This is a genomic window from Gordonia alkanivorans NBRC 16433 (genome assembly GCF_000225505.1).
Taxonomy (GTDB): domain Bacteria; phylum Actinomycetota; class Actinomycetes; order Mycobacteriales; family Mycobacteriaceae; genus Gordonia; species Gordonia alkanivorans.
On record NZ_BACI01000015.1, the window covers coordinates 1 to 25,625 of the forward strand.

The 25,625-nt window shown below is 68.7% G+C and carries 24 protein-coding genes; 4 read left to right on the forward strand and 20 right to left on the reverse strand.

The genetic code is table 11. The features are described from left to right. The 4 genes from GOALK_RS01500 to GOALK_RS01515 all read right to left on the reverse strand — a co-directional run. The coding region (locus GOALK_RS01500; RefSeq protein WP_006357008.1) for an aldehyde dehydrogenase family protein at positions 1 to 1,517 on the reverse strand (1,517 nt) is incomplete at its 3' end. A gap of 303 nt (positions 1,518 to 1,820) precedes the next feature. Further along, positions 1,821 to 2,978 (reverse strand): acetyl-CoA C-acetyltransferase, encoded by a 1,158-nt coding sequence (locus GOALK_RS01505; protein WP_006357009.1) that lies wholly within the window; start codon positions 2,976 to 2,978, stop codon positions 1,821 to 1,823. Between the two features lie 43 nt (positions 2,979 to 3,021). Then, entirely contained in the window at positions 3,022 to 3,846 is an 825-nt protein-coding gene (locus GOALK_RS01510; protein ID WP_006357010.1) for an SDR family oxidoreductase, read from the reverse strand. Further along, positions 3,847 to 5,106, reverse strand: a complete 1,260-nt coding sequence (locus tag GOALK_RS01515; protein WP_006357011.1) for an acyl-CoA dehydrogenase family protein — start codon at positions 5,104 to 5,106, stop codon at positions 3,847 to 3,849. A gap of 42 nt (positions 5,107 to 5,148) precedes the next feature. Between GOALK_RS01515 and GOALK_RS01520 the strand changes: the two genes are divergently transcribed. Then, the gene (locus GOALK_RS01520; RefSeq protein WP_006357012.1) at positions 5,149 to 6,732 is read left to right on the forward strand and encodes a FadD3 family acyl-CoA ligase; all 1,584 of its coding nucleotides are present in this window, start codon (positions 5,149 to 5,151) and stop codon (positions 6,730 to 6,732) included. Positions 6,733 to 6,823: 91 nt separating this feature from the next. Continuing rightward, positions 6,824 to 7,720, forward strand: coding sequence for a DUF559 domain-containing protein (locus GOALK_RS01525; RefSeq protein ID WP_006357013.1), 897 nt, complete (start codon positions 6,824 to 6,826; stop codon positions 7,718 to 7,720). Positions 7,721 to 7,725: 5 nt separating this feature from the next. Here the strand turns inward: GOALK_RS01525 and lysS are convergent, their stop codons facing one another. The 4 genes from lysS to GOALK_RS01545 form a co-directional block, all read right to left on the reverse strand. After that, positions 7,726 to 9,309 carry a lysine--tRNA ligase gene (gene lysS, locus GOALK_RS01530; RefSeq protein WP_006357014.1) on the reverse strand — a complete coding sequence of 528 codons (1,584 nt, stop codon included), beginning with the start codon at positions 9,307 to 9,309 and terminating at the stop codon, positions 7,726 to 7,728. Positions 9,310 to 9,366: 57 nt separating this feature from the next. Then, on the reverse strand, positions 9,367 to 9,822 hold the full coding sequence (locus GOALK_RS01535) for a hypothetical protein (RefSeq protein ID WP_006357015.1): 456 nt from the start codon (positions 9,820 to 9,822) through the stop codon (positions 9,367 to 9,369). Between the two features lie 153 nt (positions 9,823 to 9,975). Continuing rightward, complete coding sequence (locus tag GOALK_RS01540; RefSeq protein ID WP_006357016.1) at positions 9,976 to 11,097, reverse strand: FAD-dependent monooxygenase; 1,122 nt, start codon at positions 11,095 to 11,097, stop codon at positions 9,976 to 9,978. Between the two features lie 63 nt (positions 11,098 to 11,160). After that, a complete protein-coding gene (locus GOALK_RS01545; RefSeq protein WP_040003922.1) occupies positions 11,161 to 12,144 on the reverse strand; it encodes an alpha/beta hydrolase in 984 nt (327 codons plus the stop codon). Positions 12,145 to 12,204: 60 nt separating this feature from the next. On the opposite strand from GOALK_RS01545, the gene GOALK_RS01550 reads away from it, so the two are divergent. Beyond that, entirely contained in the window at positions 12,205 to 12,792 is a 588-nt protein-coding gene (locus GOALK_RS01550) for a TetR/AcrR family transcriptional regulator (protein WP_040003923.1), read from the forward strand. An 8-nt stretch (positions 12,793 to 12,800) separates the two neighbouring features. Here GOALK_RS01550 and GOALK_RS01555 read toward each other — a convergent pair whose 3' ends face one another. The 4 genes from GOALK_RS01555 to GOALK_RS01570 form a co-directional block, all read right to left on the reverse strand. Beyond that, positions 12,801 to 13,604 carry a type III pantothenate kinase gene (locus GOALK_RS01555; protein ID WP_006357019.1) on the reverse strand — a complete coding sequence of 268 codons (804 nt, stop codon included), beginning with the start codon at positions 13,602 to 13,604 and terminating at the stop codon, positions 12,801 to 12,803. A gap of 27 nt (positions 13,605 to 13,631) precedes the next feature. Then, entirely contained in the window at positions 13,632 to 14,072 is a 441-nt protein-coding gene (panD, locus tag GOALK_RS01560) for an aspartate 1-decarboxylase (RefSeq protein WP_035754598.1), read from the reverse strand. A gap of 2 nt (positions 14,073 to 14,074) precedes the next feature. Next, a complete protein-coding gene (panC, locus tag GOALK_RS01565) occupies positions 14,075 to 14,977 on the reverse strand; it encodes a pantoate--beta-alanine ligase (RefSeq protein WP_373278700.1) in 903 nt (300 codons plus the stop codon). Between the two features lie 86 nt (positions 14,978 to 15,063). Then, complete coding sequence (locus GOALK_RS01570; RefSeq protein WP_006357022.1) at positions 15,064 to 16,116, reverse strand: Rossmann-like and DUF2520 domain-containing protein; 1,053 nt, start codon at positions 16,114 to 16,116, stop codon at positions 15,064 to 15,066. Between the two features lie 301 nt (positions 16,117 to 16,417). Here GOALK_RS01570 and GOALK_RS01575 point away from each other — a divergent pair, with 301 nt between their 5' ends. After that, positions 16,418 to 17,854: a serine/threonine-protein kinase gene (locus tag GOALK_RS01575; RefSeq protein ID WP_006357023.1), complete on the forward strand. Its 1,437-nt coding sequence runs from the start codon at positions 16,418 to 16,420 to the stop codon at positions 17,852 to 17,854. Between the two features lie 20 nt (positions 17,855 to 17,874). Here GOALK_RS01575 and GOALK_RS01580 read toward each other — a convergent pair whose 3' ends face one another. From GOALK_RS01580 to ftsH, 8 genes are all read right to left on the reverse strand, one after another. Next, positions 17,875 to 18,660 (reverse strand): hypothetical protein, encoded by a 786-nt coding sequence (locus GOALK_RS01580; protein WP_006357024.1) that lies wholly within the window; start codon positions 18,658 to 18,660, stop codon positions 17,875 to 17,877. A 133-nt stretch (positions 18,661 to 18,793) separates the two neighbouring features. Continuing rightward, positions 18,794 to 19,963, reverse strand: coding sequence for a DUF6779 domain-containing protein (locus GOALK_RS01585; protein ID WP_006357025.1), 1,170 nt, complete (start codon positions 19,961 to 19,963; stop codon positions 18,794 to 18,796). 159 nt (positions 19,964 to 20,122) lie between these two features. After that, entirely contained in the window at positions 20,123 to 20,638 is a 516-nt protein-coding gene (locus GOALK_RS01590) for a DUF3180 domain-containing protein (RefSeq protein ID WP_006357026.1), read from the reverse strand. Continuing rightward, positions 20,635 to 21,162 (reverse strand): 2-amino-4-hydroxy-6-hydroxymethyldihydropteridine diphosphokinase, encoded by a 528-nt coding sequence (folK, locus tag GOALK_RS01595; protein WP_006357027.1) that lies wholly within the window; start codon positions 21,160 to 21,162, stop codon positions 20,635 to 20,637. Before folK ends, GOALK_RS01590 begins: the two co-directional genes overlap by 4 nt. Further along, the gene (gene folB, locus GOALK_RS01600; protein WP_006357028.1) at positions 21,159 to 21,530 is read right to left on the reverse strand and encodes a dihydroneopterin aldolase; all 372 of its coding nucleotides are present in this window, start codon (positions 21,528 to 21,530) and stop codon (positions 21,159 to 21,161) included. Before folB ends, folK begins: the two co-directional genes overlap by 4 nt. Beyond that, the gene (folP, locus tag GOALK_RS01605) at positions 21,523 to 22,431 is read right to left on the reverse strand and encodes a dihydropteroate synthase (RefSeq protein WP_444542574.1); all 909 of its coding nucleotides are present in this window, start codon (positions 22,429 to 22,431) and stop codon (positions 21,523 to 21,525) included. Before folP ends, folB begins: the two co-directional genes overlap by 8 nt. 17 nt (positions 22,432 to 22,448) lie before the next feature. Further along, positions 22,449 to 23,060: a GTP cyclohydrolase I FolE gene (gene folE, locus GOALK_RS01610; RefSeq protein ID WP_006357030.1), complete on the reverse strand. Its 612-nt coding sequence runs from the start codon at positions 23,058 to 23,060 to the stop codon at positions 22,449 to 22,451. 10 nt (positions 23,061 to 23,070) lie between these two features. Then, the gene (gene ftsH / locus GOALK_RS01615; RefSeq protein ID WP_006357031.1) at positions 23,071 to 25,482 is read right to left on the reverse strand and encodes an ATP-dependent zinc metalloprotease FtsH; all 2,412 of its coding nucleotides are present in this window, start codon (positions 25,480 to 25,482) and stop codon (positions 23,071 to 23,073) included. Positions 25,483 to 25,625: the final 143 nt, after the last annotated feature.

Here is a 25,625-nt window from a genome sequence, read left to right on the forward strand (position 1 = left end):
CGCTTGCGCACCTTCTTGATCGCGCGGGAGTTGAAGAACTTGAACAGCTTGAGCTGCTGATCGGTCATCTTCGAGTCCTTTGCCAGGAACGGCGGGGACATCATCTCGGCGACGGTGAGCGGCAGCGTCGAGAACGCGACCGCGCGGGCGTGGCTGAAGGTCTCGAAACCGGTCTTGCCGTGGTAGCCGCCCATACCGGAACGTCCGACGCCACCGAACGGCAGGTCGCCGCTGAACAGGTGGATGGCGAAGTCGTTGCCGTTGATCGAACCGCTACGGGTGTTGTCGGCCAGCTTCTCGAAGCGGTCGTTGCGATCGCCGCACCAGTACATGGTCAGCGGATGCGGGTGCGACGCGATGTGACTAATGACCTCGGACAGCTCGCGGTACGGGTACACGGTCAGCACCGGACCGAAGACCTCGTCCTCCTCGATCTTCATGCCGGCCTTGACGCCGGTGAGCAGCGTCGGCGGGATCTTGCGACGCTCGGCGTTCGGCAGCGGCTCCCCACCGGGGATGACCTGACGCTTCTCGGCGCCCAGCTCGACGGCGTCGTCGATCAGGCCGACGATGCGGTCGAAGTTCTTCTGGTTGATCGTCGCCGTGTACTGGTCGTTGTCGTAGATCGTCGGGAAGTGCTCGGTCCAGCGGGCGATGACCTTGTCGGTGAACTCGCCGAGCTTGGCCTCCGGGACGAAGACGTAGTCGGGGCACAGGCACACCTGGCCGCCGTTGACCAGGCGGGCGTCGGCGAGCATGTTCGCGGCCTTGTCGATGTCTGCGTCGAGGTCGACGACGGCCGGGTTCTTGCCGCCCAGCTCCAGGGTTACCGGGATCAGGTTCTTGGCGGCTTCCTGGGCCACCGAGGCACCGACCTCGGGTGAACCGGTGAAGAACATGTGGTCGACCTTCAGCTTCGCGAAGTCCGAGCCCGAACCGTGCTTCGAGGTGGCGATGGCCAGTTCCTCGATCGAGAAGTAGTCGGGCGCGTACTTGGCGAGCACCTCGGTGGTCTTGGCGGTGATCGACGACGGGCGCATGACCACGCGGTTACCCGCGGCGAAGGCCGATCCGGCGGGGACGATCGTCAGCTGCAGCGGGAAGTTCCAGGGGCCCATGATGCCGACGACGCCGAGCGGGTCGTGGCGGACGCTCTGCTTGTAGCCCAGCAGGCCCTGGACCTTGGCGTACTTGGTCTCGCCCATCCACTCCTTGACGCCACGACGCTGGTGCGTGAGGTCGATCATGCAGCCGGCGACGTCGGCGGCCAGCGACAGCTCGCGCGGACGTGAACCGTAGTCCTCGGTGAGCGCGGCGGCGATCTCGTCCGAGTGGTCGAGCAGCAGCGCGGCCAGACGGGTGATGCGGTCGATGCGGGTGTCGGCGTCGGGAATGCCGTCACGGAGGAACGCGGCTCGCTGGATCTCGACCAACTCGGTCAGTGTGTGCTCTTCGGACGAGACGCCGCGCTTCGCGATCGGCGCCCCGGTGCTGGTGTGCTCAGCAGGCTTGGTCATCGAGATCCCCTCAGGTAGTTCTTGCTGCAGGTCGGACTTGCGGCGATGTGGACTTTGAAACAAAAACGTCCGCTTGTCCCACACCATAGTATGCGCCAGATCACAAGTACATGTGGGCACGTCGGTTGCCAGAAGGGTACGACCGGTACGGCGAAAGGTCGAGACCTCGCCCGAGGGGATGTCCGGGGAGGTCCCGACCTTTCGGTTGGAACGTGTCAGTTCGCGCTGGGAGTCAGCTGAGCCGTTCGATGATGGTGACGTTGGCGGTCCCGCCGCCCTCACACCCGCGGCTGACCGCCTGTCTCAGCTGAGCCGTTCGATGATGGTGACGTTGGCGGTCCCGCCGCCCTCACACATCGTCTGGAGGCCGTAGCGGCCGCCGGTGCGTTCGAGTTCGTTGAGCATGGTGGCGAACAGTTTGGCACCGGTGGCACCGAGCGGGTGACCGAGAGCGATGGCACCGCCGTTGGGGTTGACCTTGGCCGGGTCGGCGCCGGTCTCCTTGAGCCAGGCGAGCACGACCGGCGCGAAGGCCTCGTTGATCTCGACGACGTCGATGTCGTCGATGGACAGGCCGGCTTTGCCGAGGGCGTACTTGGTGGCGGGGATCGGCGCGGACAGCATCATCACCGGGTCGTCACCACGGACGGACATGTGGTGGATGCGGGCGCGCGGGGTGAGGTTGTGTTCTTTGAGAGCGCGTTCGGAGACCACGAGGGTGGCCGACGAGCCGTCGCAGATCTGCGAGGCGACGGCCGCGGTGAGGCGGGAGCCCTCGGCGAGGGGCTGCAGTCCGGCCATCTTCTCCAACGAGGTCTCACGAGGGCATTCGTCGACGACGCAGTCGCCGAGTGCGACGTTCTCGTTGTCGAAGCGGCCGGCGGCGATGGCCGCGCGGGCACGCTCGTGGGACTGCAGGGCCCAGTGCTCCATGTCCTCGCGGCTGATGTCCCATTTCTCGGCCATCATGCCTGCGCCGACGAACTGGGAGACCTCGGCGTCGCCGAAGCGCTCGCGCCAGCGCGCCGATTCTGCGGTGGGCGTGGTGAATCCGAATTCCTGGCCGGCGATCATGGCCTGGGAGATCGGGATCGCGCTCATGTTCTGCACGCCGCCGGCGACGACGACGTCCTGGGTGCCGCTCATGACGCCCTGTGCGGCGAAGTGGATGGCCTGCTGGCTCGATCCGCACTGTCGATCGACGGTGGTGCCGGGGATGTCGAGCGGCAGGCCTGCGGCCAGCCACGCGGTGCGGGCGATGTTGCCGGCCTGGGGGCCGATGGCGTCGACGCAGCCGAACACGACGTCGTCGACGACGTTGGGGTCGATCCCGGTCCGCTCGACGAGTGCGGAGATGATGTGTGCGCCGAGGTCGGCGGGGTGGACCTTGGCGAGCGAACCGTTGCGTTTGCCGACGGGGGTGCGGATGGCGTCGACGATGTAGGCCTGCGGTGTGGTCATGGGCGGTACTCCTTGGGGTGGGCGGCGCTGGAGGGCAACCGGTTCAGGCTCGCTGGCTGGAGATCGAGATGACCTCGCCGGTGAGGTAGGTGGTGTAGTCGCTGGCGAGCATGGCGACGGTCGCGGCGACCTCCCACACCTCGGCGGCACGACCGTAGGCCTCCTTCGAGGCCAGTTCGTCGAGCAGGTCGTCGCTGGTGACCTTCGCGAGGAAGGGGTGTTTGGCGATCGACGGCGCGATCGCGTTGATCCGCACCCCCATGTCGGCGGCTTCGAGGGCCGAGCACCGGGTCAGGGCCATGACGCCGGCCTTCGCCGCCGCGTAGTGCGCCTGTCCGCGCTGGGCGCGCCAGCCGAGGACCGAGGCGTTGTTGACGATGACGCCGTTGTGTTCGACCGACCCGAAGTAGCGGAGTGCGGCTCGGGTGGCGCGGAAGGTGCCGGTGAGGGTGATGTCGAGAACTCGGTCCCACTCCTCGTCGGTCATCTCGGCGACCGGCGTCTCCCCGCCCAGTCCGGCATTGTTGACCAGGACGTCGATGCGGCCGAGTTCGGTTGCGGCGTCGGCGATCAGGGCGTCGACCTCGGCGGTGACCTGGACGTTGCAGGTGCGCTGGGCGATCGTGCGTTCGGGGAATTCGGCCGCGAGCTTCTCGGCGGCCTCACCGAGGCGGCGTTCGTGCCAGTCGCTGATGAGGACGTCGGCGCCTTCGAGGAGCGCACGACGCGCGGAGGCGAATCCGATGCCGGTGCCTGCGGCGGCGGTGACCACGACCTTCTTGCCCAGCAACAGGTTGTGGCCGGGGATCTCGGCTGGCGGGGTGGCGAGCGGTGAGATCAATGGGGTACCTGCATCCGTTGCGGTCATTCAGCGTGCCTCTCGGGGAAGGCCGAGCACCCGCTCGGCGATGATGTTGCGCTGCACCTCGTTCGAGCCGCCGTAGATGGTGTCGGCGCGCGTGAACAGGTAGAGCCGTTGCCATTCGTCGAGTTCGACGTGTTCGGGGTCGGCGATGTCGTTGGGCTGCCCCTCCGCGGTGGCGTCGGGTCCGATCAGCGCCGGCGCACCGACGACGTCCATCGCCAGTTCGCCGAGGTCGCGATGCCAGTTGGCCCACAACAGCTTCGACACCGACGCCGCACCTGCTTGCGAGGTGACGTCACCGTCGAGCGTCCGCTGGGCATGTGCCCGCATGACTTTCAGTCCGATGTCGGCGCGGGCCAGACGTGAGGCGAGTTCGGGATCGGCGACCGCGCCACTGGCCCGGGCCACCTCGGTCAGGTTCTCCAGCTCGCGGGCGAAACCGACCTGCTGGCCCAGCGTCGACACGCCGCGTTCGAACTGGAGCAGACCCATGGCGACCTTCCAGCCGTCGCCCGGTTCGCCCACGATCAGATCGGCGTCGGTCGTCGCGTCGTCGAAGAAGACCTCGTTGAATTCCGATGTGCCGGTGAGCTGTTGGATGGGGCGCACGGTGACGCCGGGCTGCTCGAGCGGGACCAGGAGGAAGCTGAGGCCGGCGTGCCGCGCCGATCCCTTCTCGGTACGCGCGATCACGAACACCCACTGCGCCACGTGAGCGAGCGAGGTCCAGATCTTCTGCCCGTTGATGATCCACTTGCCGTCGTCCAGGCGAGCGGAGGTCGAGACGCCCGCGAGGTCGGAGCCTGCGCCGGGTTCGGAGTAGCCCTGCGACCACAGTTCGGTGACGTCGACGATGCCCGGCAGGAACCGCTCCTTCTGCTCGTCGGTGCCGTACTCGATGAGCGTCGGGCCGAGGAGTTCCTCGCCCAGGTGGTTCACGCGGGCGGGCGCGTTCGCGCGGGCGTACTCGCGGTGGAAGATGATGCGCTGCTCGAGCGTCGCACCGCGGCCGCCGTATTCGGTGGGCCAGCCGATGCAGGTCCAGCCCGCGCTCGCGAGGTGCCGGTCCCATGCGAGCCGCTCGGCGAAGAACTCGTGCTCGCTGCCCGGTCCGCCGCGCCCCTTCAGGTGGGCGAAGTCGCCCGTGAGGTTCTCGTCGAGCCAGGACCGCACCGCGGCGGCGAACTCGTCGGCGGCGTTCGGTGTCGACTTGGCCCATTCACCCAGGTCGACACCACGATCCGCAAGGTTGATCGAGGTCATGGCGCTAGCATAACCCACCAAGCAAGTGCTAGGTTGGGCCGCATGGCGCAGACCTCCCGGGCAGGGACTCTCTCCGTGACGACGACGCCGGCCGCGTTGCAGCGCGCAGCGCGCAGCTGGCCTGACGGTATCGCCATCGTCGACGGCCAGTGGCTCCCTTCGACAGATCCGCAGCTCGAACTCACGTGGGCGCAGTTCCACGACGCGGTGCGCACCTTCGCCGCGGCGCTGGTCGCCTCGGGTATCGAGGCGGGCGACCGGGTGGCCATCTGGTCGCCGAACAGCTTCCACTGGCCGATCGCGGCCCTCGGCGTCCACTACGCCGGCGCGACGCTGGTCCCCCTCAACACCCGCTACACCGCGGGCGAGGCCGTCGAGATCGTCGAGCGCTCCGCCGCGCGCGGGCTCGTCGTGTCCGGTGAGTTCCTGGGTGCCGACCACGCGGCCGAACTCCTGCGCGACCATCGCGGCAAGCTGCCGGATCTGGTGATCCGGGTGCCTCTGTCGGGCGGGTCGTCGACCCCCGACGGCGCGGTGGACTGGGACGACTTCCTCGGACGCCAGACCGACGAGGCGCTGACCGAGGCGGATCGTCGAGCCGCCGCCGTCTCCCCCGACGACATCTCCGACATCCTGTTCACCTCCGGCACCACCGGGAAGTCCAAGGGAGTGTTGGCGACCCACCGCCAGACGCTCAACGGGTCGCACGGGTGGGGCTCCAACGCAGGCCTGCACCCCGGCGACCGGTACCTGATGGTCAACCCGTATTTCCACACCTTCGGCTACAAGGCGGGCATCCTGCCGTGCGTGCTCTTCGGCGTCACCATGCTGCCGCTCGCGGTGTACTCGCCGACCGAGGCGATGAAGCTCGTCTCCGACGAACGCGCGACGGTCTTCCCCGGCGCGCCGACGATCTTCCAGACCATCCTCGACGACCCGAAGCGCTCCGATCACGACCTGTCCAGCCTGCGCATCGTGATCACCGGGGCGTCGATCGTGCCGGTCGTCCTCGTACAACGACTGCAGAACGACCTCGGCGTCGACACCGTCATCACCGCCTACGGCCTGACCGAGGCCAGCGGGTTCGTCTCCACGTGTACCCCCGACGACGACGATGAGACCGTCGCCAACACCTGCGGCCGAGCCTTCCCCGGCATGGAGATCAAACTCTCCGACGTCGGGGAGGTCCTCGCACGCGGCGAGAACGTGATGGTCGGGTACCTCGACGACCCGCAGGCGACCGCCGAGACCATCGACGCCGACGGCTGGCTGCACACCGGCGACATCGGCACCCTCGACGAGCACGGCAACCTCACGATCACCGACCGGCTCAAGGACATGTACATCTGCGGCGGCTTCAACGTGTACCCCGCCGAGATCGAGCAGACTCTCGCACGCCTCGACGGTGTCACCGAATCGGCCGTCGTCGGCGTCCCCGACGACCGGCTCGGCGAGGTGGGACGGGCCTACCTCACCGTCCACGACGGCGCCGACCTCGACGAGGCGAAGGTCATCGCCTTCGCCAAGCAGCATCTCGCGAACTTCAAGGTGCCCCGGTCGGTGGTGTTCGTCGACCAGTTCCCGCGCAACGCGTCGGGCAAGATCCTCAAGCGGAATCTCACCTAGCCGTTCTATAGCTCGAACTCGCGCTCACCGCGGGTTCGAGCTATGACTTGCGGGGAGGGAACCGGACGCCGGTCTGCCGCGTCGAAGTTGCGTGCCCGACTTCGACAAGTTCCGCGAGCTGGTCGCCGCTCACGACGGCGTGTTCACGTCCGCCGACGTCACTGCCTGCGCCATCAGCTCCGACACCGCGTTCCGGCGGGTGAAATCGGGCGAGTGGGTTCGGGTCTGGCGCGGCGTCTATCACGTCGGAGACCGCAGCCTCGACGACCGCATGCGCGCCCGCATCGCGGTGTTGTCGACGTCGCCACGAGCGGCGTTGTGTTCCGAATCCGCCTACTGGTGGCACGGCTTCACCACGAAGGCGCCCAAGCAGATCCATGTCGTCACGCCGCAGGGACGCCACGGACGCGCCATCGACGGCGTTCGCATCTGGCATCGGACGGTCGCACCGCAAGACCTCACCGAGGTCGACGGACTCCAGATCACGACGAAAGCACTGACCGTGCTCGACGCGGCCGTCGACGGCGGTTCCCGCCTGCTGGATTCGGCCCTGCTGCGCGAGCACACGAAGGTGGCCGACGTCGTCGACGCCCAGATCCGCAACAGCGGTCGACGCGGGTCGCGGAGGTCTCGCGAGATGGTCGCCGCGATCACGGACGGCTCCCGCTCCGAGGCCGAGAGGAAGGCGCTCGCCTTGCTCCGGTCCGCGGAGATCACCGGCTGGACTGCCAACGCGAAGGTGTGCGGCTATGTGGTCGACATCGCTTTCATCGACCAGAAGGTCGCCGTCGAGATCGACGGCTTCGCCTTCCACAGCGACGCGGCGTCGTTCCAGCACGACCGCACGCGGCAGAACGTCCTCATCGCCAACGGATGGACCGTGCTGCGGTTCACCTGGCAGGACATCACCGGCCAGCCGGCGTCGGTGCTGGCCAACGTGCGCAGATCGATAGCTCGAAGCCGCGGTGAGCGCGGTTTCGAGCTATAAAACGGCTAGGTGCGGGGCTTCACCAGCGGGAACAGGATGGTCTCGCGGATGCCGAGGCCGGTGAGGGCCATCAACAGGCGGTCGATGCCCATGCCGGTGCCGGTGGTCGGGGGCATTCCGTATTCCATCGCGGCGAGGAACTCCTCGTCGAGGACCATCGCCTCGTCGTCGCCGGCGGCGGCCAGGCGGGCCTGGTCGACGAAGCGCTCGCGCTGGATGACGGGGTCGACGAGCTCGGAGTAGCCGGTGGCCAGCTCGAAGCCGCGGACGTAGAGGTCCCACTTCTCGACCACACCCTTGACCGACCGGTGGGAGCGCACCAGCGGCGAGGTCTCGACCGGGAAGTCGCGGATGAACACCGGCTCGCTCAGCTTCTCGCCGACCATGTGCTCCCACAGCTCCTCGACGAGCTTGCCGTGGCCGTACCCCTTGTCCTTGGGAACCTCCAGGCCGACGCGCTTGGCGATCGCCAGCAGCTGCTCGACGGTGGTCTCCCCCGGATTGCCGGCGGGCACGATCTCCTCGCCGAGCGCCTCCGACAGCGACGGGTACATCTCGAGGGAGGTCCACTCGCCGGAGAGGTCGTAGGTCGAACCGTCGGGCATGGTCGGGGTCTGGGTGCCCAGCGCAGCCTGCGAAACCTCTTGCACGAGTTCGCGGATCATTCTCGCGGAGTCGTCGTAGGTGCCGTAGGCCTGATAGGTCTCGAGCATCGCGAACTCGGGCGAGTGCGTGGAGTCGGCGCCCTCGTTGCGGAAGTTGCGGTTGATCTCGAAGACCCGCTCGATGCCGCCGACGACGCACCGCTTGAGGAACAGCTCCGGCGCTATACGCAGGAACAGATCCATGTCGAAGGCGTTGGAGTGCGTCACGAACGGACGCGCCGCGGCACCGCCGTGCAGTGTCTGCAGCATCGGGGTCTCGACCTCGAGGAAGCCCCGACGATCCAGTGCCGCACGGAGTTCGGCGACCACCGACACGCGCGTGCGGGCGATACTGCGGGCCTCCGGACGCATGATGAGGTCGACGTAGCGCTGCCGCACCCGGGTCTCCTCGTTCATGTCCTTGTGGGCAACGGGCAACGGACGCAAAGACTTCGACGCCATCTGCCAGCCGTCGGCCATCACCGACAGCTCACCGGTACGGGAGCTGATCACCTCACCGGAGATGAAGACGATGTCGCCGAGGTCGACGTCGGACTTCCAGCGGCCCAGCGCATCCTCGCCGACGCCGTTGAAGCTGATCATCGCCTGGAGCTGCGTGCCGTCGCCCTCCTGCAGGGTTGCGAAGCACAGCTTGCCCTTGTTCCGCAGAAAGATGACGCGCCCGGAGACACCGACGTGCTGACCGGTCTCGGTGCCGGCCTCGAGATCGGGGTAGGCGGCGCGGATCTCGCCGAGAGAGTGGGTGCGCGGAATCGAGACCGGATACGCCTCGCGACCCTCGGACAGGATGCGCTCGCGCTTCTCGCGTCGGATTCGCAGCTGTTCGGGAGTCTGGTCGTCGGCGTCCGTGGTCGTCTCGGCCGCGGTGGAGGCGGTGCTGGTCGGGCTGTCACTCACCCCACGCACACTATCGGGGCCGGTCACCGACTCCCAACTCGCCGCACCTGCTGTGACAGCGGTGACAGGGACGGACGGGGCGGTTCAGCTCTCGTGCGCGGAGATCATGGCGAGCTCGTCCGGATGGATGCGGCCGTTGACCTTGGCCTGGCGCATCCGACGATGCCCGCCGACGACGAACACCGCACCGTGGACGCCCCGCGCCTGCAGGTGCCACGCCAGCCACTCGGCCTCGTGGCCGTCCTCGCTGACGAGAATCCAGCGGGAGTCGGCGCGGGCCGCGGTCAGCGACTCGGAGGTGCCGGGGGTGAGCCGGTCGAGTACCTCGACGGCGTCGATGGCGAGCGCGCCGAACAGTGCGCCGTCGATCTGGCGTCGGCGATGGGAGCGGACGTCCACCGGCGTGGCGCCTTCTGCGACAGCATTCGCATAGTCGCTGACCTGCAGGGACAGCGGTGCGGCAGGTGCCGGGGCGACGGTCGGCGCGGTCGCGGCGAAGATGGTGCGGGAAACGACAGAGGTGGCAACCGAAGCGGTCATGAGAGGGAGTCCTCAGGTGATCGAAAACGAGCGGGGAGCGCGAAGTAGGGCAGCCGCAGATGCGGTACTAGCCCTGACAACACTCCTGACAGCTCTTGATCACGGCGACGAGTATGCCACAGCTCCACGCCCGGGACCAGACTCCGGTGACGATCACCGCACGGGCGGTTGCCAATCCTGAATACGCCGCAACTGTCTGTTGAGCGCCGCGTCGGGAGCGGCCCGCATCGCCAGATCGCGCAGCCGGACCGCGGGTGCCGACCGCCACTGCCCGACCTTCCCGATGGCCGACGCCTGGCGCGCGATGCGTTGGGTACGACGCCGACGCAGACGGTCGTAGGTACGCAGAGCGTCGTCGACATCCATCCCTGCGCTGCCCAGCAGCGCGGTGAGGGTCGCCGCGTCCTCCATCGCCTGGTTCGCCCCCTGCCCGAGGTTCGGGGTCATCGCATGAGCGGCGTCGCCGACGAGCACGCATCGGCCCCGCACGAAGGTGGGGAGGGGGCGCGCCAGTTCCTCGATGGGCAGCACCCCGACGTCCGCCGGATCGGTCACCTCGAGGATCTCCCCGATCGGCGCGTGCCATCCCGAGAAACGTTCTCGCACTTCGTCGATGCCGCCCGTTTCGACACCCTCGTCATAGTTGACCGCGGCGAACCAGTAGACGTGCCCGTCCGGTAGCGGCGCGATACCGAACCGTTGCCCGTGCCCCATCGTCTCGCCCGCCGCGTCGAGGTCGACCGGCCGCGCGGTGATGGCCCGCCAGGCGACGTAGCCGCTGTAGGCCGCGCCCGGGTCGTGGGTGACGGCGGGACGCACCCGACTCCGCAGACCGTCCGCTCCGACGATCACGTCGCAGCCATCGATCGTGGTGTCGTCGTCGAGCTGGACGGTCCCGCCGCGCACCTCGCGCACGCCGGTTCCGGTCCGGATCTCCACGCCCGATCCGACCCGGCCGAGGAGTGCCTCGTGGAGGTCGGTCCGCCGCACCACCCGGAGTTGCTCGATGGCCGACGGGTCGAAGCGGGTGAGCCATCGCCCATCAGGACGGCGGGTTCCGTTCAGGGTGGGCGAAACCCCTCGGGCGCCGGAAACCACAGATCGGAGACCGAGCGATTCGAGCGCTCGGAACCCGTTGCCGAACAGGCTGAGCCCCGACCCTCCCCCACGAACCTCGGACGCACGCTCGAGCACGATGACCTCCGCGCCCGACGACGACAGCCCGGCCGCCGTACACAGACCGGCGATGCCCGCGCCGACCACGGCGACCTTCACGACGTTCTCCTCCGCATGGAGAAGAGGCTAGATCGCCGAACGCCGACCACGATCCTGCTCGGGCTACCGCACATGTTCGGCCGACCCCGACGACGTACTGCCGGGTTCGATCAGTTCGTCGCCGAGCGCCCTCAGATGGCCGGCCAACTCGTCCACGCCCGGTTGCTCGACCGGGAAGTGACCGCAGCCGGTGAGCAGGTGGATGTCGGTTCGCGCTGCGATCCGTTGTGCGAACCGGATGCTGATGTCCGGCGGCGTCCAGGTGTCGGCCGCCGGATGGACCAGCACCACCCGCGGCCCCCGATAGTCCTCCGGCACGGGAACCTCGTGGGTCATCAGGTCCGCCAGGAACCCCAGAGAGACAACCGAGCCCGCCCCACGCGGATCGTCGATGCAGGCCTGCGACACCGCGGGGTCGTTACTGATCCGCGCCATCGGCGCGACCCACCTGATCGGGAACCGCAGCCGAGCCGGCACCCCGATCCGCGCCGTGGCCGGTATCAGCGGGATGAAGCGCGCCAGGGCAGGCGTGCGGGCGACTGCTCGACGCGCCGCCGGATCGCCGGCGAGGTCGAGGAAGCAGGTGGCCACAACCGCGGCGACCCGCGCACCCCGTGCCGCGACGTCGTAGCCGAGCATGCCGCCGAGACTCGCACCGAACACGACGATCGGCCGGGGATCGCGCTCGGTCTCCGCGGCGATCAGATCACCGACCAGATCGATCCAGTCCCGGTACCGCACGCGACCGGGATCGGCGACGCGCGTCCGTCCGTACTGCGGGAGGTCTGGTGCCAGCACGTCGTACCCCTCCCCCGCGAGCACGGCACCCAGTGGCCAGACCAGCGCGCTGTGCCCACCACCGCCGTGAAGCAGGAGCACCCGTAGCGGCGCCGCCGGCCGCGACGCCCGCAGGATGTGGACGTCCACCGGGCCCGACGCGCGCGTCTCACTCGCCGGCCACCGCCACCACGACGACGTGGCATCGATGCCCGCGGCGGCCGAACGCCAGGGTTCGGGTAGGAAGCGTAGGTACGATCCGTAAGTCACCCATCAATCGTCGAGCGCCCGCGAACCCGGCACAACTCGCATTCACCGGAGACCTCGGACATGCGCAAAAGACCACGACAGCAACGATCTTCGTTCACCGTCGAGGTGATCCTGGAGGCGACGACTCAGCTTCTGGACACCGAGGGCGCAGCGCTCACGACCAATCGGATCGCCGAGACCGCCGGCGTCTCGGTCGGTTCGATCTATCAGTACTTCGGTGACAAACAGGCGATCCTCGACGAGCTCGCCGCCCGCCATCTCGCGGAGGCAGAAGCGCGGATGGTCGCGGTCCTCGACGCCCACCCGGTCCAATCGGCAGCCTGGCCGACCGTGCTGCGCGAGGTGGTCGCGGCTGCGGTGGCGGAGAACTCGAGTCATGGACGGGCACACGGCCGGCTGCGCGAACTGGCGAGCCCCACCGTTGTCGGAGACCTCTACACCGCCTTCGCGCAACGCCTCATCACCCGACTGGCCGACTATCTCGTGGCCGACGGTTGGACACCCGACGACGCGCAGGCCGACCTACGCCTCACGTTCCCCGCGCTCGACGCACAGATCCACCAACTGGCCGGCACCGGTCTCGACAAGCACGAGCTCACCGACCGGATCGCGGCGTACACCGAAGGGGCGCTGCGGAGCCGACGGTGAGGCGAGTCCTACTTGCCCCGCCGCGGACTGGCCTTGGACCGTTCGTGCACCAGTCGCAGCCCTTCGAGGGTGAGGTGCGGGTGGTGGTCGGTGAGGGACCGGCATTCGTCGTACATGAGCGGGGCGAGGTATCCGGTGGCGACCACGGTGACGTCGTCGCCGTCGAAGCCCGGCACGGTGTCGCAGACGCGGTCGACGAGGGCGTCGACCTGGCCGGCGAAGCCGTACAGGATGCCCGACTGCAGGGCCTCGACCGTGTTCTTGCCGAGCACGCTGCGCGGCGGCATCAACTCGACCTTTCGCACGGTCACGGTGTGCTCCGACAGGGCCTCGACCGCCAGGTTCACGCCCGGCGCGATGGCGCCGCCGAGGAACTCGCCCTTCGCCGACACGGCGTCGACGACGGTCGCGGTGCCGAAGGCCACCACGATGCAGGGTCCGCCGTATTCGTGATGTGCGGCAAGGCAATTGGAGACGCGGTCGGTGCCCACCTCTTTCGGGTTGTCCACGAGCAGCGGCACCCCGGTACGCACGCCGGGCTCGAGCAGGACGTGCGGGCCGTCGCCGAAGTAGCGGGGCAGCATGACCCGCAACTCCCGCAGCAACGACGGCACCGTCGACAGGGCACTGACGCCGGTGACCTGCTCGATGTCCGAGCCGAGCATGCCGCGGAAGACCCAGGCGAGTTCGTCGGCGGTGTAGTGCGGGTCGGTGTGGATGCGCCAATCACGCACCAGCCGTGCGTGATCCCCGGTCCCGGCATACGCGCCGAGGTGGATGTTGGTGTTGCCGACGTCGACGGTGAGCAGCATCGATGGGCTCCGTGTCGTTCGCCGGCGTCAGACCGTCGCGTCGGCGAAGACCGGGCCGTCGAGCTGCCGCGGGTCGAGGAGACCCGAGCCCTCGGGTGCGTGTGCCGGGTCGTCGCCGGATTCGAGGATGCGGTTGTGGTCGTCGACGAAGACGACGTTCGGCGCATACTCCTCGAGCTCGGCCTCGTTCAGCATGCCGTAGGCGATGATGATGACGAGGTCGCCGGGGTGCACGAGATGTGCGGCGGCGCCGTTGATCCCGATGACACCGCTGCCGCGTTCACCGGCGATCGCGTAGGTGACGAGACGGGCACCGTTGTCGATGTCGACGATCGTGACCTGTTCACCCTCGAGCAGTCCCGCGGCGTCGAGCAGATCCTGGTCGATCGTCACCGAGCCGACGTAGTGCAGATCCGCCTGGGTCACGGTGGCGCGGTGGATCTTCGAGGTCATCATGGTGCGCAGCATGGTCATCGTCCCTCTGTCGTGGTGGTGGCGGCGTTGTTCCAGGCGATTTCTTCTTCGAGTGCGGCGAGACCGCCGACGTTCACGCCGACGTTGTCGATGAGACGCGCCGTTCCGAGGCGCGCGGCGACGAGCAACCGGGCGGCCCCCTTCTCCGGCGCCTCCTCCAACTGACGGCCGCGAAGAGCAAGGTATTCGACGTCGATCTCGGGCACGGTGTCGAGCACGGCCCGCGCCGCCGCGACGATCGCGTCCCGGCCGCCCTCGGCGGAATGGGCGCCGGCGACCAGCGCTGCCGACAGCGTCGTGGCCAGCTCGCGCTGCTCGGGGGTCAGGTAGCGGTTGCGCGACGACATCGCCAGCCCGTCGGATTCGCGGACGGTCGGGACGCCGACGATCTCGACGTCGAGATCGAGGTCGGTGACCATCTGCTTGATCAGGACGAGCTGCTGATAGTCCTTCTCGCCGAAGAAGGCGGCATTCGGTCCGACGATGTTGAGCAGTTTGAGGACCACCGTCAGCATCCCGGCGAAATGCGTCGGGCGCGAGACGCCGTCGAGGATTCCGCCCGCCTCACCGGGGTGCACCATCGTCCGCTGCCCGTTGGGGTACATCGACGCGGCGTTCGGCGCGAAGACGAGTTCGACGCCGAGGGGCTCGAGCAACGCGAGGTCGGCGTCGAGGGTGCGCGGGTACGCGTCGAGGTCCTCGTTGGCGCCGAACTGCAGCGGGTTGACGAAGATCGAGACGACGACCACCGTGTTGCCCTTGGCCTTCGCCGCCCGTACGAGTTGCAGGTGGCCGGCGTGCAGAGCGCCCATCGTCGGGACCAAGACCACTCGCTTGCCCGCGGCGCGCAGCGCCCGGGTCACCCGGGTCAGGGTCGCCGGTTCGCGGTGCACGGTCATCTGACCGGCCTTGTAGGTCGGCGTCTCATCGGGCGGGGCGCTCACGGCATCTCCTTTGATCGGCGGTGTCGGATGGGTGGTCTGGCTCATCGCTCCTCCAAGAGGTCGAGGAGTGCGGCCGGGGCGTCGGTCCGCTCGGCGGCCCGGCGGGCGAGGGTCCGATAGGCCTCGGCGATCCCGTGCTCGCCGGACCCGCCGGGCACGGCACGGAGCGCGGCGAGGTGCTTGCGGACGGCCTCGGCGTCGCCGCGCGCCACCGGACCGGTGAGCGCCGACGGGCCGAGATCGAGCACGTTGTTCAACGACGCGGTGACGAGTGGGGTGAGGATGCGTTCGGCGAGGCGCGTGCCACTGCCGTCGACGGTCGCGACGTCGCGTCCGGAGTGGTCGATCGCGGCGTTCAGCGCGGCCACTGCGTCGGAGATCAGTGCGATCAGGTGATTCGCGCCGTGGGCGAGTGCCGCGTGGTAGAGCGTGCGGTCGGCTTCGGCGATCCGTACCGGTTCCCCGCCCATCTCCAGGACGAGCGACGACGCGATGGCCTCGCCGACGGGGTCGGCGGCGGTGATCGCGAAGCAGGCGTTGGTCAGACGCGCGGTGTCCTCCGCGCTGCCGACGAAGGTCATCGCGGGATGCAGGGCCAGTCCGAGAGCGCCGCGTGCGGTCACCGGCGCGAGGATGTCGACGCCCTGGGCGCCGGCGGTGTGCGCGACGATCGTGCCGGGACGCAGCGCGCCCGACGCCGCGATCTCGTCGATCACCGCGCTCAGCCGGGCGTCCGGCACGCTCAGCAGCAGCAGCTCCGAACGGGCGACGACGGCGTCGAGGGCGAGGATCTCCGAATCGGGGAGACGCTGGGCGGCGCGGGCCCGGGACTGCGGCGACCGGGCGACGACCGCGCCGACGACGTGCCCGGCCTTCTCGAGAGCCTCGCCGAGCGCGGTCCCCACACGGCCGGCCGAGACGATGCCGACCGTGAGGCGGGCGGGTGCAGGCAGGTTCGAGGTACCGGGAAAAGGATCGGACCGGACCGGATACGGGCGGTCACCGAAAGCGTCCGCGGCAGTGCTGCCGTGGGCGTCGTCGCCACCGGCCTGCCGTGCGAACGGCACGCCGGGATCACCGGTCGGTGAGGTCACCGCTGTCCTCCATGGTTCGTTCCAGTCCCGCCTTCGCCGGATTCCGCGTGGACGGAGTTCTCTCCACGGCGGCCTCGGCACGGGTACCAGACGTTGCAGAGCAAGGGTAGGACTCTCACCGCGGTCCGGGCCAACTGTGTGACAGGTGTCACCCGGGGCTCTCGTCCGCCGCCGACGGCGAGTCGACGGCCGTCGATGTCCATCGGCCGACAGACCCAGCTGTGACCTGGGCCGAACCGGCGTACGCTGAGGCCGTCCGAGGCGTTCATCGCTCCATCGCCCGACCTCAGGGGGTCCGCAGATGAGCCTGGAAGCGGGTACCCAGTTCGCCGGCTACACGATCGTGCGCAAGATCGGCGCCGGCGGCATGGGCGCGGTCTACCTCGCGCAACACCCTCGACTCCCCCGCCTCGACGTCATCAAGGTGCTCGCCGAGCACGTGTCCAACGATCCGACGTTCCGCGCGCGATTCACCCGCGAAGCCGACCTGGCCGCCCAACTCGACCATCCGTGCATCGTCAGCGTCTACGACCGCGGCGAGGTCGACGGCCGGCTGTGGATCTCGATGCAGTACGTGGCCGGAACCGATGCGGCAGCCCTCGTCAAGGCGTCCCCCGGAGGCCTTCCGCTCGACGACGTCGCGGCGGTGAGCGACTCGATCGGCGCCGCCCTCGACCATGCCCATCGCCACGGACTGCTGCACCGCGACGTGAAGCCCGCCAACATCCTCATCAGCGCAGCCGAATCCGACACCGGGGGCCCCGAGGAGCGTCGTATCCGGTTGGCCGACTTCGGAATCGCGCGGCAGACCGACGGGGGCACGTCGCTGACATCGGCCAACCTGGTGCTCGGTTCGTTCCCCTATTCCTCACCCGAACAACTCTCGGCGGAGGCCCTCGACGCCCGCAGCGACGTCTACTCGCTGGCCTGCTCGACCTTCGAACTACTCACGGGCACAGTCCCGTTCACCGCCCGTACACCGATGATGATGATCCATCACCACCTCACGACACCCCCGCCGGACGTGTCGTCCCTGCGGCCCGGTCTCCCGCCGGCCGTGTCGGAGGCGGTGCGCCACGGGCTCGCCAAGAATCCCGCGGACCGGCCGCCCTCGGCGGGCGCGTTCGCCGCCGAGTTCCGGTACGCGGTCGACACCACCGGCTTCTTTCCCGCCCCCGGCCCACGGCCTGCTGCCGCGGCACCGCCCCGAGCACGGCCGGGTGCTGGTACTCCGATCCCACCGCAGACCCGGACGATGCGTGTCCGCGGCGCCTTGCCGCCGACCGAGGCCGCGGGCCTGCGCACCTCGCCGGTGGAAGGGACACCCCGATCGCGGCCTGCCGACACCGGGCACGTACCCCCGGCTTCTTCACACGGTCACGGGTTCCCCGCGGCCACGGCGTACTCGGAACTCCCGGGTCAGACGGTTCCCGGTTCCGCCCTGGAGTCGACGATAATCCGGGCCTCCGGCGACCTGCACGTGATCGAACCTCCCCCGCCCGAGACCGACCCGGCACGATTCACCACGGCGTCGCTGGCCTGCGGCATCGCGGCGGTGCCACTCAGCGTCGTCGGGGGCCTCGGCCTGCCTGTGGGCGTTGCAGGCTGGTACCTCGCCGGACGCGGCCGCGCCTCGTCGGCGGCGCGACTGGCCCGAACCCTGTGCGTCCTGGGAATGCTCCTGAGCCTCGGATTGCTCGGGTTCACCATCGTCCGCGCCATCGTCCTGCAGTTCTGACGGCCCACCGGTGCGTCGGGTCAGTGTTCGTCGATCGAGTAGGTCGTCGGCTCGGGTCGGTCCTGTCGCGCCAGGGCACCGATCACCGCGTCGACGATCCACAGCGTCAGCACGCCGGCGATGATGTCGACTGCGTCGTCGAACGGCGATCGAAAACGGGGAGAGAAGGGATCGAGAACCTCGGCCGCGGGAACCCCCAGCAGATCGCCGGTGCCATCGACGATCGTGTCCACCGGATTCGTCGCCCACCCTTCGTAGGCATTGATCGCGAGCAACGCGATGACCGGAACTGCGAGAACCCACCAGAAATGTCGCCGGCGCGCGATCGACCACGCGACGATCAGCAACACGACCCACGCCGGCATGTGCTCGGAACAGAGATTGAGAATCCCGTACTCGCCCGACCGCACCAGCACCGGGACCTGACCGCCCCAGAAACCGAGTGCCCCGATCGCCCCGATCGGGACCGCGATCGCCGCTCGAACCATACTGCGTGACCAGAACGCGAGCACCAGGACAATGTAGACGGGCATCAACGCGGTGAGCGCCCAGATCAGGATCAGGCTCGTCGCCGGCCCGTTGGCGACATAGTCCGCGTAATACTCCGGGAACGGGGTCTCGTTGAGCGGATCGAAGGTGAACAGCCACAACACCATCGGCCACCATGCGAGCAGCGGCAGGAACAACGACGCACTGACCAGTGACCGTTTGATCGCGGTTCCGCGGTCGGTGTGGCGGAGCGGCACGTAGGGGGTGCCGGCCCGGTCGACCAGACCGGGCTCACCGCCTGCCAGAGCTCCGCTCATGCGGGCAGTCTAGGTCGACCGTCCAACTTCTACGGCGCGAATAAGCACCTACGTCACAGAACTGATCCAACCGGATGACGAAGCCGATACGAATTCGACGAATCGTCTGTCGACGGCAGAAGCGCGGCTGTCATCAGTCGCGTCGCCGGCGACCACCGCCGGTGGTCCCGGACTGCTGACGCAGCTGGTTGAGCAGTTCCGAGACGGGCAGGCCCGCCGAGTGCGCGGACTCGGAGTCGTCGTCGGCCGCTCGCCGACGGCGACCACCACCGAAGGTCGAGGCGGGGCGTCCGGCGTTTCCTTCGTGACGACCGGCGGCACCGAGGAACGCGGGGGCCTCGACGTCGGAGGTCGCGGTCTCTTCCTCTTCCGGTGCGGCGCCGGTCTCGCCGGTCTCGGCCGGAGCTTCGGCGCTCGCTCCGGTCGCCCACTCGTCGGTCGGCGTCTCGTCGGTGTAGGCGGCCGACTCGTCCGCACCGCGCGAATCGTCGACGACCTCCGCATCCGACACGTCCTCGGCGTCGGCGGTCCGGGACTCATCGGCGCGTGGGGCGAACGGCGTCGAACCGGCGGAGTGCTGGTCGACCTCCTCGACGGGAACCTCGGTGGCGATCCGACCGGAGATCGGATCGTCGGTGATGACGGGGATCACCTCGGTCATCTCGTTCGGGTCGACGGGCCCGGTGTGGCGGCCGTCGTCCGCGGTCGGCGCGGTGGCCGCGAAGTCGCGTGCGGCGCGCAGACCGTCGTCGTCATATGTCGAGCGGTAGGGCGGGACGCCGCCGAACTCTCCGCCGAAGGACCCCGCGTGGGCACCCGACAGACCGGAGGCCAGCTCACGCATCTTCTCGCTCGACAGCGCGGCACGCTGATCCGGGAGCGGTTCCCCGAGAAGCATTTCGAGACTCGACCGCAGTGCGAGCACCTGGGCCTTGAGCTCGGAGAGTTCCTCGTTGGATTCGGCGGTGATCTCCTTGCGGATGGTCGTCTCGACGTCGAGCTCGTACTGACGACGCGCGGCGATCTCCCGCTCGAGTTGCAGTTCGTAGACCAGTCGGAGGTCGCGGCTCTTGGCTTCCGCACTCTCGGCCTGCCGCCGGAACTTGGTCACGAGGATCGCGCCGATGACCGCCGCCCACAGGGCAGCGATGACCGCCAGCGAACCGAGGATCGACAGGCGATCGGTGAAGACCATCAGTACGCTGGCCGCCAGGGCGAGCACGATCAGCAGACCGAGCAGCCATTGCGCCGCCGACCGACTTGAGCGTCGCGAGTCGGCAGAACGGCCGTTCGAGGTCGTCATGATCGTGAACTTACCCGCTGTCAGTACATTCACACGCGAACCGGGTTCGGAGTTTCTCAGATCGGCGACGTGTTACGTCGCCCATATTTCGCCGTGTGCGCCGGAGTCGGTTCGGGTCCCCCATGCCGAGAATTCCTCTGTGGTGGCCGACGAGCGATGTCAGGAATCGCCGACGGCGGGCGGGTCCTCGGGCGCCCGGCAGCAGTACTCGAGCCACATCGCCGCGCATACCAACAACACGCCCCCGATCAGGCCCACGATCGCGCCGGGTCGGTCCTGGTCGGCGGCCGTCACGTTCTGCTGACCGAGGAGGAAGACGAGCAGTCCGGTCCACACGCCCACGGCGATCGCCCCGAGGATGGCAGAAGCCTTGGCGAGGGCCAGCACTCGTGCCGCGGTGAGCGGATGGAGCTGTCCGCGAGCACGACCCACGTCCCGGGACTCGACCCTCGACCGGACGACGAAGGCGATGACGACCTCGAGAGCGGCGAGCACGTAGAGCACGATCCCGGCCAGCAGCGGCAGCGGCGGGAAGTCGTTGTAGTTGTAGCGCACCAGAATCCACGCGGCGATCGCGGTGACGGCGGCGATGACGACGAGGTCGCGGAGCCGGGTGGGACCGAGGCCGGTCTCCTCGTCGTCCTGCCCCGGACGGCGTGGGTCGGGAAGCGTCATGACCCGCCACCCCCGCCCGGCCCGAGTCGCTCGACGGCACGCACCGCGTCCCGTTCGGCGGCGTCGAGGGCATCGATCAGCTCACGCACCGGCCGCTCCCCCTCCGGCGTCCACAAAGTGGCCTCCGGTTCGATCTCCAACCACGGGATGAGGACGAAAGCACGCTGCGCCGCCCGCGGGTGCGGAAGCGTCAGCACCGGGTCGTCGTCGACGACGACGCCCCCGGCCTCCGTGACGGAGATGACGTCGACATCGAGAGTTCGCGGCCCCCAACGGACTTCACGGGTACGGTCGGCGGCCTGCTCCAGTTCGTTGCCCCGGTCCAGCCATTGCCGCGCGCTCAGCGGCCCGTCGACGATGAGGGTGATGTTGAGGAAGTCGTCTTGTTCGATACCGCCCCAGGGTGGGGTCGCGTACACCGCGGACACCGCGACGAGTTCGTCTCCGAAACCCTCGACCACCGACCGCAGATGGCCCAGTGAATCCCCGACATTGGAGCCGGCCGAGAGAACCGCGCGACTCATCGCATGCCCTTCCTGGAGCGGCGGGTCACCACCGCGACGTCGTCGAAGGTCAGCGGGATCGGTGCCGACGGCTTGTGCACGGTGACCTCGCAGGCGGAGATGCGTTGGTCGGCCATGATCGTGTCCGCGACCTCCGCACCGACCGTCTCGATCAGGTTGCGGGGCTCGCCCCCGACGATCGCCGCGACCTGCTGGGCGAGTGCGCCGTAGTCGACCGTCTCGGCGAGGTCGTCGGTGTCGGCGGCGGCACGCAGGTCGAGCCACAGGGTGACGTCGATGAAGAAGTCCTGGCCGTCCTCGCGCTCGTGGTCGAAGACCCCGTGATTCCCACGGACCTTCAGTCCGCGTAGTTCGATCCGGTCAGCCATGCGACCCTCCTGCTCCGAATGTGGTGCGTGAGCCGCCCGCACGCCAGGCCTCGGCGACGGTCACGGCGTCGTAGGTGCTCGCCACATCGTGGACGCGGACGCCCCAAGCGCCGGCCGCGGCGGTGAGCGCCGAGATCGACGCGGTCGCGATGTCGCGGCCCGCGGGCGGACGGTCGACGCCGTCGCGACCGAGAAGTGTGCCGAGGAACCGTTTGCGGGAGGCACCGACGAGGACGGGGAAACCCAGCCCGATGAAGGTCGGGAGCGCATGCAGCAGAGCCCAGTTGTGTTCGGCCGTCTTGGCGAAGCCGAGTCCCGGATCGAGGATGAGCTGATCCGGGTCGACGCCTGCGGAGACCGCGGCGTCGACCTGCGCCAGCAACTCACCGCTGACCTCGGCGACCACGTCGCGGTACCCACCGACATCACCGATGCGGTGGGTGAACCGACGATCCGTGCTCTCCCCCGCCGGCCGCCAGTGCATCAGGATCCAGGGCAGTCGGGCGTCGGCGACCACGCGCGCCATGTCGGCGTCGGCACGACCGCCGGAGACGTCGTTGACGATCGAGGCACCGGCCTCGATGGCGGCGGCCGCGACCTCGGAGCGCATGGTGTCGACCGAGACGACGACGCCGTGTGAGGCGAGGGCTGCGATGACCGGGGCGACGCGCTTCGCCTCGAGGTCGGGGTCGACGCGGATGGCGCCCGGACGGGTCGACTCACCACCGACGTCGATGAGGTCGGCGCCCTGCTCGATCAGCTGGAGTCCGTGCGCGACCGCTGCGTCGGTGTCGAGGTAGCGACCGCCGTCGGAGAAGGAGTCCGCGGTGACGTTCAGGACGCCCATCACCAGCGTCCGGTGGTTCCCACCACCGGCCGGGACCGCGCTCGAGGGAGTCATCGGAGGATCGGCCGGGGTCACCGGGTGATCAGGTCGAGGGCTTCGCCGCGGGATACCGCACTGGTCTTGAAGATTCCCCGGACGGCCGACGTCGTGGTGGTCGCCCCCGGCTTCCGGATGCCCCGCATCGCCATGCACAGGTGCTCGGCCTCGATGACGACGATGACGCCGCGGGGTTCGAGCTTACGCATGACCGCGTCGGCGATCTGACTGGTCAGCCGCTCCTGGACCTGCGGGCGCTTGGCGTACAGGTCGACGAGCCGCGCCAGCTTCGACAGGCCGGTGACCCGGCCGGACGTCCCCGGGATGTACCCGACGTGCGCGACACCGTGGAAGGACACCAGATGGTGCTCGCAGGTGGAGTACATCGGAATGTCCTTCACCAGCACCAGTTCGTCGTGGTCCTCGTCGAAGGTGGTCGCGAGGACCTCGTCGGGGTCGGTGTACAGGCCGGCGAACATCTCGCGGTAGGCGTTGGCCACCCGCGTCGGGGTGCGGACCAGACCTTCACGGTCGGGGTCCTCGCCGATCGCCAGCAGCAGCTCGCGGACCGCGGCCTCGGCACGTGCCTGATCGAACTCCGACCGGTGCCCATTCACCACGGCGTCGCGCCCCTCGCTGATCGTCATGCGTCAAACCTTACGAGCTTCGCCCGTCATCACCCTCACCGGCACTGTCCGTCCGGGCATTCCCGTTGTCGCCGTGCCGGCCCCAGCCGTTGGTCCCGTTGGGGGCGGGACGATCGGCCGAGGGCTGCTCCGGCGGCCATCCCGGTGCCGACCAGTCGCGCGGCGCACCGTAATCCGGGCGGGTGCCGCCGGTGTACGGACCACCGGGCGGCGGAGCCGACTGACCGGGGTTCGGGTACTGGGGATTCGGATACCGGGGAGCCGGATTCTGCGCACCCGGATACTGCGCACCCGGGTACTGGGGGTCGGGGTACTGGGGATTCGGGTACTGGGGATTCGGGCTCCCCGATCCAGGCGGAACCGGTCCGCCCTGGGTACCCGGCTCGGGGTAGGTGGGCGGGTAGTTCGGGACCTGCCCCGGAACCTGCGAACCACCCGGGTAGCCCGCACCGACGGGCTCGGGGATCTTTGCCGCCTCCGGTGGGGGCCACGGCTCGCCGCGCTCGATGGCGAGCTCACCCGGAGTCTTCACCGGCGGCTTGTCGCTCGGGGTCCGCTCACCGAAGTCGTTGAAGGCGGTGATCCGCGGACGCTTGACGACGTCGGAGAAGATCTTCTCCAGGTCCTTGCGGGTCAGCGTCTCCTTCTCGAGGAGCTCGGTCGCGAGCACGTCGAGGGTGTCGCGGTACTCGGTGAGGATCGCCCACGCCTCGGTGTGCGCCGCCTCGATGAGACGCCGGACCTCGTCGTCGATCTCGCTGGCGATCTCCGCCGAGTAGGCCGACTGGGCACCCATCGAGCGGCCCAGGAACGGATCGCCCTGGTCCTGGCCGTACCGTACGGCGCCGAGCTTGGCGCTCATGCCGTATTCGGTGACCATCGCGCGGGCGATCTTGGTGGCCTGGTCGATGTCCGACGACGCGCCGGTGGTCGGCTCGTGGAAGACGAGTTCCTCGGCGGCGCGGCCGCCCATGGCCATCACCAGGCGCGCGATCATCTCCGACCGCGTCATCAGGTCCTTGTCCTGCTCGGGCACGGCGAGGGCGTGACCGCCGGTGCGACCGCGCGCGAGGATCGTGACCTTGTAGATCGGGTCCAGGTCGGGCATCGCCCACGCGGCCAGGGTGTGCCCACCCTCGTGGTACGCCACGACCTTGCGTTCGTGCTCGCTGATGATCCGGCCCTTGCGCCGCGGCCCGCCGATGACCCGGTCGACGGCTTCTTCGAGCGCCTCGGCCGTGATGGTCTGCTTGTTCTCACGTGCAGTGAGCAGAGCGGCCTCGTTGACGACGTTCGCCAGATCGGCGCCGGACATACCCGGCGTGCGCTTGGCCAGACCGTCGAGGTCGGCGTCCGAGTCGATCGGCTTGCCCTTGGCGTGCACCTTGAGGATCGCGCGGCGCCCGGCCATGTCGGGATTGCCGACCGGGATCTGACGGTCGAAGCGGCCAGGGCGCAGCAGTGCCGGGTCGAGGATGTCGGGACGGTTGGTCGCCGCGATCAGGATAACGCCCGACCGGTCGCCGAAGCCGTCCATCTCGACGAGCAGCTGGTTCAGCGTCTGCTCACGCTCGTCGTGGCCACCGCCGAGGCCCGCACCACGCTGGCGGCCGACGGCGTCGATCTCGTCGACGAAGATGATGCACGGACTGTTGTTCTTGGCCTGCTCGAACAGGTCTCGGACGCGGGACGCACCTACACCGACGAACATCTCGACGAAGTCGGAGCCGGAGATGGTGAAGAACGGCACCCCGGCCTCACCGGCGACCGCACGCGCAAGCAGGGTCTTACCGGTTCCGGGCGGGCCGAACAGCAGCACGCCGCGCGGGATCTTGGCGCCCAGGGCCTGGTAGCGGGCCGGATTCTGGAGGAAGTCCTTGATCTCGTAGAGCTCTTCAACGGCCTCGTCGGCGCCGGCGACATCGGCGAAGGTCGTCTTCGGCATGTCCTTGCTGAGCTGCTTGGCCTTCGACTTGCCGAAGCCCATGACGCCGCCGCGGCCACCACCCTGCATGCGGCTCATCACGAAGAAGAACAGACCGAACAGCAGGATCATCGGCAGGACGAAGATGAGGATCTGCCAGAGCACCGACTGCTCGTTGACGTTCGTCGTGTACTTGGTGCCGGTCTCCTGGACCGCGTCGAAGATCTGTTCGCCGGCCTGGGCGGGGTACTTGGTGCTGATCTTGTCCGCGTCGGCGTCGTCGACCTTGATCGGCGAGTTGAGCTCGATGCGCAGCTGCTGCTCGCGGTCGTCGATGCTGATGAACTTGGTGTTCTTCTTGTTCAGCTGCTCCAGCGCGACGGAGGTGTCGACGCCCCGGTACTCGCGGTCGGAGTCGCTCATCACGCTCCAGCCCCACAGTGCGAGCAGGACGAGCGCCAGGATGGCGAGGTTGCGGAAGACTGTCTTACGGTTCATGCCAGTTGGTGGGGGTTCGACCGGCGTGCGGGATCGAGTCCCGGCGCCCACTCCGTTCCCATGTCCTTCCCATCGACGTACACATTGAGGCTACCGGTCAACGATCATGCTGGTGAAACCGTTCCCGTCGCCGTTCCACCGCT